Source organism: Paenibacillus lacisediminis (genome assembly GCF_046567315.2).
The window spans coordinates 209,860-223,174 of record NZ_JBKIAX020000002.1; the positions used below are offsets into that span (position 1 = coordinate 209,860).

The window sequence follows — 13,315 nt, forward strand, 5'->3', positions numbered from 1 at the left end:
GGACCATGGAGCATGATGACAAGCTACTCTAAACGGCAGATCCGACCGCATGGGGAGGCTAACGGACCTGAGCGACCTTATTTGCCTGAAAAATCGCCGCTCTGATTTCTAACGGACAGGGGAGGCGCTATTTGCTCGAAAATGGCCGGATACGTGCTCAAAAATGCCGAATAAGGTCTGTGGTGTCCGTTACATTTTTAAAACGGTTGATTTCATCGAAATAACGGCGCTGGTGTCCGTTAGGATTCGCTTTACGGCTGCACCTGCACACCAGTGTCTCCCTAATCCCCATTTACAGAAACCAAACGTCTTAATGGATGACAATGGGGCGCGTTATTTTCGCAAAATTCAACCATACGCCGATATTTCTCCAGTTCATTTCTCTCGTGATATCCATTTATTAATCCCCAAGCAATAAGCAAAGCGGGAATAAGCGGCAGCTTCTGCTGCTTTGCCTCCAAACTATGTATCATTTCGTCATGACATATCCCGGCCAGGATTTGCCCGACTTGTATGTACGCCTCATAGGTGTCGATACTTTTTTGAGCCCCCGGAAACGCTGATGTCGTGGCTAAAGCCCTCGCTTGACGGGCTTCGGACAGCCCTAAATGAATGTTGCCGGTAAACAAGTGAATTAAACTCTTGATACTCCAGTCCAATGATTGAAACATCGGCTCTTTGGAAGCCCAATCCACTCTACTCATCACGTCTTCGGCCTGCTTGTATTCTCCGTATAATACATGTGAGATAGCCGTATTGTAAGCCATCAAACATTCCGCGGTTTTCTTTTGCGAAATGGAAGATTTCAATGGTTTTACGATCGTGTCTATTAACCTGGATGGATCTTCATGTTGAAGCGCTTTGGCCACACCATTTTTACTCCTAATTTTAAGTACCATAAATACAATCGCGACAACAACGGGGATCAGGATAATACCAAAATTTCCGCTTGCGAAAATACTATATATGGCTAACAAGCCGATAATAATTGCCGGTTTCCAAAGCTTGATCAGATATTTATCATTTGGCTTCAAATCTTAAGTCTCCTCATTAAGGTTTATTGACATCATTTTAGCGCCAGTATCAAATCTCCATCCGCAAACGGATCATATCCCTGCACTGGATCCCGTTTTCATAAATCTCTTCATCATAATGTCTTACAAAAAAATCGTGATCCACCCCAACGATCCGAAAACCGTACTTCTGATACAAGGCCAGCTGTGAAACACTTGAATTGCCCGTGCCGATCTCAACCGTTTTGATGTTCATCTCTTTGGCGGTTTGTATGGCGTGCGACAACATTTTTTTACCTAGTCCCTGACCTTGATAGTTCTCTTTCACTGCTATATTTACAATTTCAATCGTATCCGGCCGAGTCCTCAAAATAACGAATACACCAACTACCTCATCCTCTAATGAAGCCGTATAGCAAATACCTCTCGATAAATAATCATCAACTATAGCTTTAGAGGGATCTGCGAGCAACAATAAATCATAGGGCGCGGATAATTTATCTGATAGTTTTTCAATGGATACTTCCATAATATCCTCCTTCTATTGCCATTTCATCTCACTTGCAGCCTTATTCCATAGTCCGAATCCCTAGGAATATTTCTTGTCAATAAACATGGGCAGCCTTTCTCTAAACCCTTCCGCAAGGGGAAGCGAGGGTAACTCCTTAACATCTACCCAACTTAATCGGCCTTCTTCCGTTTCAGCCAATAAATCACCGCTATATTTCTCCGTTCGATAACAAAAAACCAGATACTTATCGCCGGTTTCATCATTAAACCAATGAATGATTCCGCATAGCTCCAAATCACTGATCGATAACCCTGTCTCTTCTTTAACTTCTCTGATTGTAGAATCTATAATACTTTCGCCGTCTTCGATATGTCCGCCCGGAAAAGCTATCCCCTTCCATGACTTAACTCTATTCTGTACTAAAACCTTGCCTTTGTCTTTATCGTAAATCATGCACATATTTGTCATTTCAACTTTGGACAACTTCGTCATCTCCTAAAGAATGCTCGCAAAATCACTTATTTTTCAATTTATTCTTTCCAAATGAGGTTTCCCAAAATTTCATCAACGGTTTCTTCGGGTGTTAAGTTAGAGGAATCTAACCACATTCCGGTTCGCGGAGTTTCCTTCCGCAGTACGTTATCTAATGCTTCTACGGTCCAAATTCCATATCCTTTCTTCGTTCGCGCAGCTTCCCTTTGTGCCACAACTGATTTATTGGGGCAAAGAACAACCACATCCAAAGGACGGTTACGGACAAATGATATAAACCCTTGCAGCATGGGGCCAATGATAACATCTTGAACAATCACGGTAAACCCTGCTTCAAAATAAAGATCGGCAGCTTGGGCCGTTAGCCTATGCCGGAGCAGCAATTGTTCTATTTCACCTTCTTCCGGGTTCGGCGTTACCTCACTGCGGTTATTGACAATCATTTTTCGAAAAATATCCCCGCGTAAATGGACCGACTTTCCAAACCGTTCAGCAAGCAGTTGAGCCACCGTCGATTTTCCGCTCGCCATAATCCCCGTAATTAAAATGATCCGAGGATGTTCCGTTATCATATATAACGTCCCCCTATTTCTTTTTAGATTTATGCAATAACGTCATCTTATTTCAATTTCATGAATAACGCCGAACATTCCCGTCATTCCGTCATGTTTATGGAAACCATATTTATTGTAGAATGGCTCTTTACCTTGGGATGCAAATAAGCCTACAAATGATTTTTCCGGTGCATTGTCCTGCAAGTATTCCCTAATGGCTTCCATGATCCTATTCCCACACCTGATCTAACTTGTTTGAATAAAATTGAATGGCTCTCCTATAGGTTTGAATCCCTTTATCGCTGCTTGTTTCAGCCAATAAACTTAATAAAATTTCCATTGCAGCATTGTGTTCCTTAAGATTGTATTTAACCATTGCCAGGAAGACTTGATACTCTTTTGATTCCGGATATTCTTTTATCGCTTCTTCAAATATTTTCTCGGACTGTTGGTACATTCCCAGTGTTCGATACGTACTTCCCAAACCCAATAATGCTCCTTGTCTTTCCTCTCCTTGGAGTCCCAACTCCAAGGCTTTCTGGTAAAACGGGACCGCTTCCCTTTCTTGTCCCGCAGCATCATGTACCCAAGCACACTGGTACCAAACGGACGGATTCTTAGGATCTTGCGCTATCAAATCAAGCAGCAATGACTTGGCTTCTTCCAATTTTCCGCTTTGCCTGAGTTCTATGGCTTTTTCCAACTCGTTCATTAATGTTCATCCTCTACGATTATTTTCCCCTTTAGTCCGGCAAGTTCAAACAATCGTTGCACAGTATCCTGTTTCTTTGCCCTTTTTAACCGCCTCGACATAACCATTAAAGTAAAAAGGGATATTATCTTCTGTTCCATTTAGAATTCTTCCCCTCACTTTATCAAAAGCTAATAATGAAATTGAAAAATCCGGTTCACCCGTAATTAGAATCGGTTGTTTTCGATCTTGCACCCAATAGTACTTCCCGCCGCAGTTCCTTCTAGCAACTTCGAAAATATAACATCCTACCATAGAAGAGACTGAATCCAAATGTTCTTCATCCAATTCAAAATCGCATAGTTCATCAAGAAGATCATCTACATCATGTAGGCTTTCAATACTAAAATTGAAATTGCCTTTATCCGCAAAATTTTTGGTGAAGCTTTCTGATGTTGATATTATGTCTTGCTCTAATGTAGTTGGCATAAGTTTCTCCTTTTCACATACCGTTTTTCTTAATGTACTTTTGTATTATTTCTTCATCCCTGACAGATTTCTGAACGGTCCGTGACTTGATTCAAAATAATGATATAAGAACAACTCCACCCGGTTCCTCAATTCCATATTCTCTTTACTTCCATTAAACCGCCCTCTTCAAACTCCATCCGGTAGATATCCGGTTTCGTTGTGCTTAACAAAAAATCGAAATCGTACTTACTGTTGAAATATCTCATCATTAATGTCATGACCAGTCCATGTGTGCCAATTACGATCTTTTTTCCTTGGTTTTCCTCTATTATCTTCTTCAAAACACCAATAGCCCGGTTCATACACATCACACTGGACTCTCCTCCAGGCAATGAATAGTCGGGATCACCAATCATCTTTTTTACTTCGGGATATAATTCCTGATCAGTCATTATCCGATTTTCGTTTGAAAATTCCAATTCCCTTAACTCTTCAAAAAGTAATATTTCTTTATCATAACACTTCGCTAATTCCTCGATGGTTAACACGGCTCTCCTATAAGGACTCGATACAAATACATCTATTCCTTCATTTTTAAGTATTTCCGTGATTCTTTTTGCATCAGACCATCCTTTGTCCGTCAGCCCGCGAGTTCTCTCATTATTTTCCGTTTTTGGGGACTCTCCATGTCTCACCATATAAATATATGTTTTCATACAACCTCCGACTTGAAATATTTGAAATATCTTCTTCACTTAAACGTACCCTTTAAGAAAAATGTTTTCTATATCCTTCAACCTTTTCATCTTTAAATCCTAATTTCTCATAAAAAGCATGTGCTTCTTTTCTATGTCCACCAGACACAAAAATTATATAATAACAGCTTCTTTCCTTAGCTATTGTTTCAATATTTTTCATCAATTTTTTCCCGATTCCTTGTTTACGAACTCGACCGGAAACCACGACATTCTCAATTACCATAAAAGGTCTGCATTCCCCTACTATATCCTGGCAAATAATCCCCATAACTGATCCTACTAATTCATTTTCTTTAAAAGCTCCAAGTATATAATAATTATCGTTACTTTTAATGCTTTCAAATGCTTCAACCAATTTCTCAAAATTGGTCTGTCTATCAATAAGTTCCTCGTAGAGCATACACAAATCCTTTAAGTCATCTCTTGTGATTTGTCTTATTGTTATCATTGAATCAGTCCCTTCTTCCTGATTATACCATTCTAAGTAGCAGGTCTAGTTTAAAAAATTCAAAGAGCAGCCCTCATCAGAGAGCTGCTCTTTGTTAATATCATAACAGAAATCTAATAGAAAGTGCACCAAAAAACCTTATCTGCCTGATCTTTTATTTCAGAAATTTCCGTTATAATCATCCTAATGTCAGTATCGTTTCTGCCAATAAACTTGTTTTCATCTACATTATAATACTGATAAAAAGTTACTTTATATGTCCCGTTGTTGATATTTATTTGATTTTTCGCGCAATTATGATCCGGGACCTGTTCATCTTCAAATTGCGCGGACATTGTTAAACAATCCTAGTCCACAATATAAAGTTTGTTGTCTGTTACTTTTATGTATCCTTCTGCCTTCCTGAAGCACTCTTCATCGGCTATTTCCGTTTCCGGACCTATGATTACATCTATATTCCATGAATGTTCAATTCCTTCGTTTGTCATTTGGTACACTAATATATTTTCGTTTATCATTTCACTACTAAAATGCTGCAGCAGTTCTACCAACTCCCAGTCTTCATTTACAAAGGACTTGTAATTCTGAGCGTTGACTAACCCTATAAAGCTTGTATCACCGTACTCTAAGTAAATATTCATGAAAGGCCCCTCTTCTAACCTTGTATGTTTCTTGAATGCTGTATTGCTGCGTACAATAGGTTCCTTAAACTATAAGCTTCTTAAATAGTCTTTAGTCCCTGTTAATTCCGACCATCTAGCCGAAAGAAATTTCGCATAGTTTAAAGGGCTGATGCCATAAGTTCCTAAAGAATGTCCGTCGTTGATCTCCACCAATTTCATATTTCCTTCCCGATCCATTCCAAAATCCATACCATAAGCAACCGGCGCATCGGTAAAATCTCTAACCGCACTTTTTACAACACTTAAATCTAATTTTGAATCCCAAGCGCCTTTATAATATCTGATATCCAGTATTTGGCCGTAGCGAATAAAACAACGCCACTCCGTTATAAAATCAACAATTTCCGAACACCAAATATTCGTAACCTCGTTTTCTTCCATTAATCCTATAAAATCTCTATATTCTTTGACAACTTTTCCAGCAAACTTCTTTGTTGTGTCCTTCGGTTTTATAAAAACATTCCAATTCTCTTTGTTCTCAAAAAGTTCCTGAATCGTTGTAGTCCAAATTTTTCTGCCAAAATAACCGGATAAGGAAGTTGGATAATCGATCTCCCCATGATTTCTTTCAAATCCCAAAATTTCGAGACGTTTTCTCACGTTGCCAATTCCGCCAACTACGATATCTTCAGGATTATGTTCTTTAATTTCTTGGACGTCATAAAACTTAATTGTCTCCCACCCGAAAGAAGTGAAGCCTTCATTAGCGATAAATGCATTTACATTGTAGAAGTCCCCATTCTTGTCTGCCTGTATGTATGCTCTCATCCATTGATACCTCTCAATTCTCCATATAACTAATCAAATACAAAATACATATGCACGGCTTCTATTTTTTCATTCTCATCAACAACAAAATCCGCAAAAAATCCAAGCTCGCCTTGGCGAAATCCGTATACCTTCGAATTTGGCTTGTTTTCGAGTATAGTAGTATCCAGATATTTAATATTGGGGTAAGCATTTAGTAAAGCATTTAAAGAGTCCCCTACTTTAATTCCTTCCGACGTTGCATATTTGTTATTGCTTAATTCAATTTCAGATAACCAAAGTTCTTCAGCCGATTTTCCCAAAAATTTCAATGTTAGCCCGTCATATTCAAGGGTCTTGCTATACATCCCGCTAAAAGTATCCGCCCCGTCTCCGAGCGGCTCTGGTGTGGTTTCCTTTAATGGTTTGCCCAAAACCTCTCGAACCGATTTTTCATCATTCCGCAACTGAATTAAAGAAGATTCATCCGTCTTAATGGAATAATAATTGTCTTCTTGAATAGAAGGCACCGGGTCATTGGAGGGGGCAGTAATTTCAGAAGTTGGTACAGTACGATTGGAGGTTTCTTCATTAGACGAGCAACTTGTCAATGTAATGACTGTTACCATAAATCCAAAGATTATGAAGTTCTTCATAAGAGACCTCCTTTAGTTGTACTTGCCGGAAAAATATTCTTTAGTACGCACCTGTATTATTTCATTATATTCCAAAGTGTATCACACATTGATTAGATTCTAAGGCGGTGTTTATTACCTCTATTAATTTGCTTAATGATTCGATTAATTCATTTCGTGTAACTGATATCTTTTCGTAGTGCCCTTCATCTGACCCTGCTTCCCAACCGTAATTTCCGGTAATAATAAACTCTGGAGGAGCGTACAAAAAAAGTTCCTTCCAAGATGAAATAATATTCTTAAAAGTATTCAGACTCTCTTTATCCCGGATTATCGTATACCCATATAAATCCAATCCAAATCCATGAAAGGCATCACTCGGCCCCCTAGATTTAATCCATGCGAGAGAATCACTAATATAATTAATAAAATCATCATCAATTGAAACCTGAGGTAAAACTTCAATTCCATTAATGGCAATTCTGTTTTTATCCCATGTCACATTTTCTAAAGGCGCTCGTTCATCCCCAACTATAAATTCATGATATGGCATGTAATTATTCCTCCTTTCAGGTTAACTAACCCTAAAGGTTTCACTTCCTTTCTGCACGCCTCCATTTAGGGATTTACACACACACCATATCTTCTCGTTTAATTATACCTTCATTCCATTTCTTCTTGACAATAAAAAAGACAGTCCCTCTCCATGGGTTTCTGTCTAGTCATATTGCCATACAAGCTGCCCTTTTCTTATTTTTGCCGCATAAATGATTTGCCCTGTGTGATAATGAATCTCTCTAACCATCGCTATCATTAGGTTAAGCGAGGTTGTCTCATTATTTACTTGGCTATATGTAAGGGGTGGACGATTGATAAAGGGTTGAGATAATAACAATTCCGGGTTTGAGCCTAGGTGTTCGAGATATTGAATGATTATATCAAAGGCTTCCTTTGTCTTGTTATAGGCTTCCTCATTGGACATGGTTAGTCCGCGTTCAAATTCCTTATCCCGGTCCCTTGTATCAGGAATATCAAAAAAGATGGTTTCAATTCGAGAGTGAACACAACCCCGAATATGAGCAACCAAATTCGCAATACTGTTGCTTTCCGTGTTCGGCGACCAATTTATATCTTCTTCTGACAGTTGCGCAATCGCCTGAAGAGTCCATTTCTTCTCAGATTTAAATTTGATTAACATACTCTCGATCACTTCGGAGGCTATATCCATTGGTACACCTCTTTTTAATATTCATGTTCCATAATTATACATCTGATCGCTAAGGGAGGATAGCCTGATGCCTCAGATTTACTCATTACTAACACAATAGGCTGCCTTAAGCGGCAGCCTATTTCTGGTTATAGCAACTTATTTACTGGCGGAGAGAATGAACTTCTCCAGTGATCCTGTATCGGTAATGCTGTGATTGCATCCTTGGTTATCCAGACATACGTAGTTACCCATGAGCGAAATATTATCCGGCGAAGCGATAGCAGGCTTGGTCTTGACCGAGAAAAAGGCAAGCTCCTGATGCCGATTGCAGAACAGGCAATACCCTTTCTTGTTGGTCGGCGTAATTCTGCCCTCGATGCCAATGAACCGTCCTTCGAACGGATATACAATGAATAGCTTGTTCGTGGCGATATCCACCCAACCCAGATACGTCACAAAACGAAAGTCGATGGATTGTAAATCCGGCACTTTCAGCTTCTTATTTTTAGGGAATAACTTCTGAATTTGCTTCGGCGTAATCGGTGGAAAAGGCTCCAGGTACGCTTCCAAGGCGCTAAGATATCTCTGAAAATCATATGCCGTCTCGAAGGTCGAGATTTGTCCCAGCATCTTCTTTTGATCCTCTGTCAGAACCGGAAATGCTTCAACAATGTTCGCTACGGCACTATACCTTACGGTTTCCAAGACACTCCGATCCGCAACGGTCCGCAAAGTTTTCTGAAGAAATTCCGCTTGTTTCTTAATCACGTTAAATTGGTGGTTTCTAATAAATGGTGTACTCATAGCTTTCAGCCCCTTATTTATTTTGAAAGATAATCAATAAGGTGCAAAGCCTGTTATTAGAAACGATAAAGTTTAAGTTTGGGCGATCCAGTTCATCCTATCACGCCCCACGCAAAGTATCGCCCCAAATCAGGCTTTGCATGAGGACTCCCTAGCTAATGAGCAATTCAGTATTGCCACCGGTCCTACCCCCAATCACATATCATACGCAAAGTATAGCAGCAAGTCCCGGGAGGCGCAATTTTTTTCGGTGGATGGATTAAATGTATCTCCTCAGACCAACATTCTTCCTAAATTTGTTGCACTTCGAGAGCCTTAAGGTTTACGAAATGGCCGGCCGTGTCATGAATACTTTCTTTCTAGTGCATCCTTGAATACTTTAATGGGTTTTTGATAATCAATGGGCTTGTAGATCAATGAGTTTAGCCAGGCACTCAGGTCAAAAGTGTGATCAAACTCTGCACTTCTACTATAGCGTAACATTTCTGTCATCGTTGCCAAAACACTTTTATCATTGGTAATACCTATACTAACTTCTCCGGCTTCAAACAAATATTGTTCAATCACACTTTTCTTTATCCCCTCTAGCTGTAAATACTCTTTAAGTTCGGACTTAAATTTTTCCTGCAGTTTGCTTAATTGCGAACTCCGAATCCCATCGAGGATCAAACATAATCGACTTGAGTTATTGACAAAAATAATAATCGTCATCCGATAAAGTGTCCTTGAATCTTCTAAAAACCCCCCCTTCCCCCACTTAGAGCATGTTCAAGCGAGTTCTTCATTCTCTTGTCTGTCACGGTTTCAGTGAATTTTTCCATATCCTCGAACGATTGCCATGATTCAATTTGCGGTACTCTGATATAGCGTTCTCCAAATTCTTCCTCAATTCTTTCTTCAAGCTCAGGATCATTGTCAATGTAATCTCCCAACATCTCTACTTCCCTGGTCTGCAAATCAAAATAATATTTCATTTCATATCCCGTATGCTCACTGGCAAAGACTAGTTCTTCAAACTGATGCGCTGTTAATTTGATTTCTCTCACTTCAAATTCCACCTTAGTTCTTGCCCCCGACTCATTTTTTCAAAAAATAATGATCAGTCCAACCGCTATGACCGTCTGTAACTTTCCACGAAATGCACAAGCCGAAAGGGCATGCGATTTTCGTCGAAATCCCTCGAAAAGGGCGGTTCAACTGCAAATATGCAGTTCAACGAGCAAACTATTGAAACTGATTCATGAAGTCGCTGTCAAAGTCGGGAAGTTTCCCGCTCTGACACAACGTTCTGATTGGAAATATCCAATTGAATTGGAAATTCAATGGCAGATACGGCAGTTAGATTGGAAATTTCCAATAGATCTGGCTCTGCACCGTGCAAAATAGGCGATTGGGGCGAATTCTATTGGATATTTTCCAATGAGAGTACCAAATTGCGATTGATGCCGTCAATCTATTGGATTTTTTCCAATGAGAGGTGGCATCATGCATATGACGATCCGGTATTCACAAAACACCCCAGCCCTAGATAATTCTTATCTGAGGCTGGGGTATTATACATCGCTCAAGGCATATTCGGATAGATCATGACCTTAATGCTGGTGTCTTTCTCCGTACGCGCCGTTTCTACCGCCTCCTTAATGTCATCGAGCGCATAGCGGTGGGTGATAATTTTCTCCATCTCGGCGGAGGAATGCTGCAGCGTCTGAATCGCTGGCTTGTACGTGTTGGCATAACGGAAAACGCCATAGGCGTCAATCTCGCCGTCGATCAGCTGGCCCATATCCATCGGCACCGTGTCCGAAGCGGGCAAGCCGACGAAGACGATTCTTCCGCCGCGCCGGACCAGCTTAATCGTATCGGCCATCGCTTTGGCATTGCCCGACGACTCGACGATGAGGGTGATCCCCTCTCCGCCCGTCAGCTCGACGAGCCGCTCCCGGACGTCCTCACTGGCCGGGTCAAGCGCTGCGGTAAAGCCCAGGTCGAGGGCCATTTGCCGCCGCAGCGGCACCACATCCGTTCCGTAGATTTCGGATACGCCGAACAGCTTCGCCGCTTGCCCCGCAAGCAGGCCGATCGGGCCGAGGCCGGTGATCAGCAGCCGGTCAAACGGCTTGGCCTGGCCGCGAAGCAAAGCGTGAAAGCCAACGGACAGCGGCTCAAGCAGCGCACCTTCCTCGTAACTCATCGCTTCCGGCAGCTTGAACAGGTAATCGCTAGGCATCACGATGTATTCCGCCCACGCGCCGTCCACCGGAGGCGTCGCCAGGAAAGCGACATCCGGGCACAAATTGTAGCGCCCGCTTTTACAATAATCGCAGCGGCCGCAGGTCACCCCCGGCTCCACCGCCACCCGGTCGCCCACGGCTACATTCGTTACATTGACGCCTACCTCCACCACCTCGCCGGCCAGCTCATGGCCCAGCACAATCGGCTCCTTGACCACGTAACGCCCGATTTTGCCATGCTCGTAATAATGCACATCCGATCCGCATATGCCGATGCAATAAACTTTGATCAGCGCCTCGTTCTCCTTGGGAACAGGAATTTCCACCTCTTTGACCGCGATGGTAAACGGCTCGTCCATGATCGCCGCTTTCATCTTGCCTGCCGTCATACGAATTCACCTCTTGTAAAATAAAATGATGTACATGCCGGGTTCATTCTCAGTCCTCCCGGTACGCAAAATAATCAAAATCCCCATGGAGACTGCGCCCGCTTAAATCGTGGACACAGACGCCGATGAACGCGCCGGTAAATCCCTGGTCCAACAGTACGCCCCCGCGCTTCGTCTCCGCATTTTCATCGGACATGCGTCCGGCATCCAGCACCGGCCCGACAGCGTTCCAATCGGAGCCATCCACCGAGTAGTAGAATTGAGCCTGATCATGATCCAGCGTAAGCTTCAGATAAACCCGTTCGCATCCGTTCACGGATATTTCCTGATCCAGCGGTTCATCATATTCCCCCTGGTTGCTCGTGAGGATGGCCAGGCATTTGCCTAGCGTTTCGTCCCGGCTGATCCGCAAATAATACCAGTTCCGAGCGTTATAATAGTAGACCAGCCCAGCCATCTGCTGATACGTGTCGGGTTCGAACTCGACCACCGTCTCCGCCTCCGCGGTGAACGCCTGCTGCCGGCGGGCCACCAGGCTCTGGCCATGGGCGGAAGAGAAGGACTCTCGTCCGCGAAGGCGCAGATAACCCGGTCTCTCCCGCAGCGAAAGCCAAGCTTCGTCTGCCGGTTCGCGCAGGGTATTGAAATGGACGGCAAGCGTCTCGCCATCAAAATGATCGATGCCCGTACCGTGCGGCGGCTGCTCGGGAAAAGGATGCTCCGGCAAATCCGCAGGGGCGGCGGCCGTAAGCTCCGGCTCACAACCTCCGCTCACCAGCCGCAGCCAGCCATCCTCCGTCCACTCCACTTGCTGAATCGCCGTCTCCCGGCCCAGATTACACATACGGGACGTCTTTAAGGGCCGGCCGCATAAATGAACCATGTACCATTCGCCCGCAGCCGTCTCCACCAGGTCCGCATGTCCCGCCCGCTGCAGCGGGAGCTCGGGATTAAACCGGGAAGTCAAAATCGGATTCGCCGGATCGACCTCATACGGTCCCAGGATGGACTCCGAGCGAGCCATCGTAACGGCATGCTCATAGCGGGTGCCGCCTTCCGCGGTCAGCAGATAATAATAGCGGCCGCGGCGGTAAAGATGCGGTCCCTCCGTCAGGCCAAGCGAAGTCCCGCGGAAAATGTTATGCACCGGGCCAACCAGCTGCCGCTGCCGCTCATCGTACTCCTGCATCACGATCCCGCCGAAGCGATTTCGTCCTTTCCGATGATCCCACACCATGTTGAGCAGCCATTTCCGGCCGTCTTCATCGTGGAATAGCGATGGATCAAAACCGCTGCTGTTCAGGTAGACCGGCTCCGACCAAGGCCCCTCAATATCGGAGGCATAAACCAAATAATTGTGCGTATCCTTGAACGGTCCGATATGGCTTTTTACATCGGTATACACGAGATAGTAAATCCCGTCACAGTAGCTTAGACAGGGGGCCCAAACGCCCCCGGAGCTGGGATTGCCAAGCATGTTCAACTGGCTGGTCCGCGTCAGCGGATGCGGCAATAAACGCCAATGCTTGAGATCGCGGGAATGGTGAATCTGAACGCCGGGAAACCATTCAAACGTTGACGTGGCGATATAATAGTCGTCACCGACGCGGATGATCGAAGGATCGGGATTAAAACCGCTCAAGATCGGGTTAACAATCGTCTTCATTTTGACACCCCT

18 protein-coding genes and 1 pseudogene are annotated in these 13,315 nt (G+C 43.4%); all 19 read right to left on the reverse strand.

Translation table 11 applies throughout. The annotated features are described in order from the left end of the window. Positions 1–281: 281 nt before the first annotated feature. The 19 genes and pseudogenes from ACLD72_RS04295 to ACLD72_RS04385 all read right to left on the reverse strand — a co-directional run bounded on the left by ACLD72_RS04295 (position 282) and on the right by ACLD72_RS04385 (position 13,303). The gene (locus ACLD72_RS04295) at positions 282–1,034 is read right to left on the reverse strand and encodes a hypothetical protein (RefSeq protein WP_410996121.1); all 753 of its coding nucleotides are present in this window, start codon (positions 1,032–1,034) and stop codon (positions 282–284) included. 49 nt (positions 1,035–1,083) lie between these two features. Beyond that, positions 1,084–1,542: a GNAT family N-acetyltransferase gene (locus tag ACLD72_RS04300; RefSeq protein WP_410996123.1), complete on the reverse strand. Its 459-nt coding sequence runs from the start codon at positions 1,540–1,542 to the stop codon at positions 1,084–1,086. Between the two features lie 60 nt (positions 1,543–1,602). Continuing rightward, complete coding sequence (locus ACLD72_RS04305; RefSeq protein ID WP_410996125.1) at positions 1,603–2,016, reverse strand: 8-oxo-dGTP diphosphatase; 414 nt, start codon at positions 2,014–2,016, stop codon at positions 1,603–1,605. Positions 2,017–2,054: 38 nt separating this feature from the next. Continuing rightward, positions 2,055–2,588, reverse strand: coding sequence for an AAA family ATPase (locus ACLD72_RS04310; RefSeq protein WP_410996127.1), 534 nt, complete (start codon positions 2,586–2,588; stop codon positions 2,055–2,057). A 42-nt stretch (positions 2,589–2,630) separates the two neighbouring features. Then, positions 2,631–2,807, reverse strand: a pseudogene (locus ACLD72_RS04315) (GNAT family N-acetyltransferase); the annotation flags it as partial. Next, complete coding sequence (locus ACLD72_RS04320) at positions 2,800–3,282, reverse strand: tetratricopeptide repeat protein (RefSeq protein ID WP_036620204.1); 483 nt, start codon at positions 3,280–3,282, stop codon at positions 2,800–2,802. The pseudogene ACLD72_RS04315 and the gene ACLD72_RS04320, both read right to left, overlap by 8 nt. A 45-nt stretch (positions 3,283–3,327) precedes the next feature. After that, positions 3,328–3,750 carry a hypothetical protein gene (locus ACLD72_RS04325; protein WP_410996129.1) on the reverse strand — a complete coding sequence of 141 codons (423 nt, stop codon included), beginning with the start codon at positions 3,748–3,750 and terminating at the stop codon, positions 3,328–3,330. A 128-nt stretch (positions 3,751–3,878) separates the two neighbouring features. Then, positions 3,879–4,448, reverse strand: coding sequence for a histidine phosphatase family protein (locus tag ACLD72_RS04330; protein ID WP_410996131.1), 570 nt, complete (start codon positions 4,446–4,448; stop codon positions 3,879–3,881). Positions 4,449–4,500: 52 nt separating this feature from the next. After that, positions 4,501–4,938, reverse strand: a complete 438-nt coding sequence (locus ACLD72_RS04335; RefSeq protein ID WP_410996133.1) for a GNAT family N-acetyltransferase — start codon at positions 4,936–4,938, stop codon at positions 4,501–4,503. A 347-nt stretch (positions 4,939–5,285) separates the two neighbouring features. After that, positions 5,286–5,579: a hypothetical protein gene (locus tag ACLD72_RS04340; protein WP_410996135.1), complete on the reverse strand. Its 294-nt coding sequence runs from the start codon at positions 5,577–5,579 to the stop codon at positions 5,286–5,288. Between the two features lie 69 nt (positions 5,580–5,648). Then, on the reverse strand, positions 5,649–6,389 hold the full coding sequence (locus ACLD72_RS04345; RefSeq protein ID WP_410996137.1) for an ATP-grasp domain-containing protein: 741 nt from the start codon (positions 6,387–6,389) through the stop codon (positions 5,649–5,651). 29 nt (positions 6,390–6,418) lie between these two features. Then, a complete protein-coding gene (locus tag ACLD72_RS04350) occupies positions 6,419–7,024 on the reverse strand; it encodes a hypothetical protein (protein WP_410996139.1) in 606 nt (201 codons plus the stop codon). A 64-nt stretch (positions 7,025–7,088) separates the two neighbouring features. Further along, positions 7,089–7,556: a hypothetical protein gene (locus tag ACLD72_RS04355; protein ID WP_410996141.1), complete on the reverse strand. Its 468-nt coding sequence runs from the start codon at positions 7,554–7,556 to the stop codon at positions 7,089–7,091. 165 nt (positions 7,557–7,721) lie between these two features. Further along, the gene (locus ACLD72_RS04360; RefSeq protein WP_410996143.1) at positions 7,722–8,231 is read right to left on the reverse strand and encodes a DUF1572 family protein; all 510 of its coding nucleotides are present in this window, start codon (positions 8,229–8,231) and stop codon (positions 7,722–7,724) included. A 138-nt stretch (positions 8,232–8,369) separates the two neighbouring features. Beyond that, positions 8,370–9,017 (reverse strand): FusB/FusC family EF-G-binding protein, encoded by a 648-nt coding sequence (locus tag ACLD72_RS04365; RefSeq protein WP_410996145.1) that lies wholly within the window; start codon positions 9,015–9,017, stop codon positions 8,370–8,372. A gap of 342 nt (positions 9,018–9,359) precedes the next feature. Next, complete coding sequence (locus ACLD72_RS04370; protein WP_410996147.1) at positions 9,360–9,728, reverse strand: DUF6933 domain-containing protein; 369 nt, start codon at positions 9,726–9,728, stop codon at positions 9,360–9,362. A gap of 23 nt (positions 9,729–9,751) precedes the next feature. After that, positions 9,752–10,075 carry a hypothetical protein gene (locus tag ACLD72_RS04375; protein WP_458475577.1) on the reverse strand — a complete coding sequence of 108 codons (324 nt, stop codon included), beginning with the start codon at positions 10,073–10,075 and terminating at the stop codon, positions 9,752–9,754. Between the two features lie 506 nt (positions 10,076–10,581). Next, positions 10,582–11,637 carry an NAD(P)-dependent alcohol dehydrogenase gene (locus tag ACLD72_RS04380; protein ID WP_410996150.1) on the reverse strand — a complete coding sequence of 352 codons (1,056 nt, stop codon included), beginning with the start codon at positions 11,635–11,637 and terminating at the stop codon, positions 10,582–10,584. A gap of 49 nt (positions 11,638–11,686) precedes the next feature. Further along, a complete protein-coding gene (locus ACLD72_RS04385) occupies positions 11,687–13,303 on the reverse strand; it encodes a glycoside hydrolase family 43 protein (RefSeq protein ID WP_251591277.1) in 1,617 nt (538 codons plus the stop codon). Between the last annotated feature and the right edge of the window lie 12 nt (positions 13,304–13,315).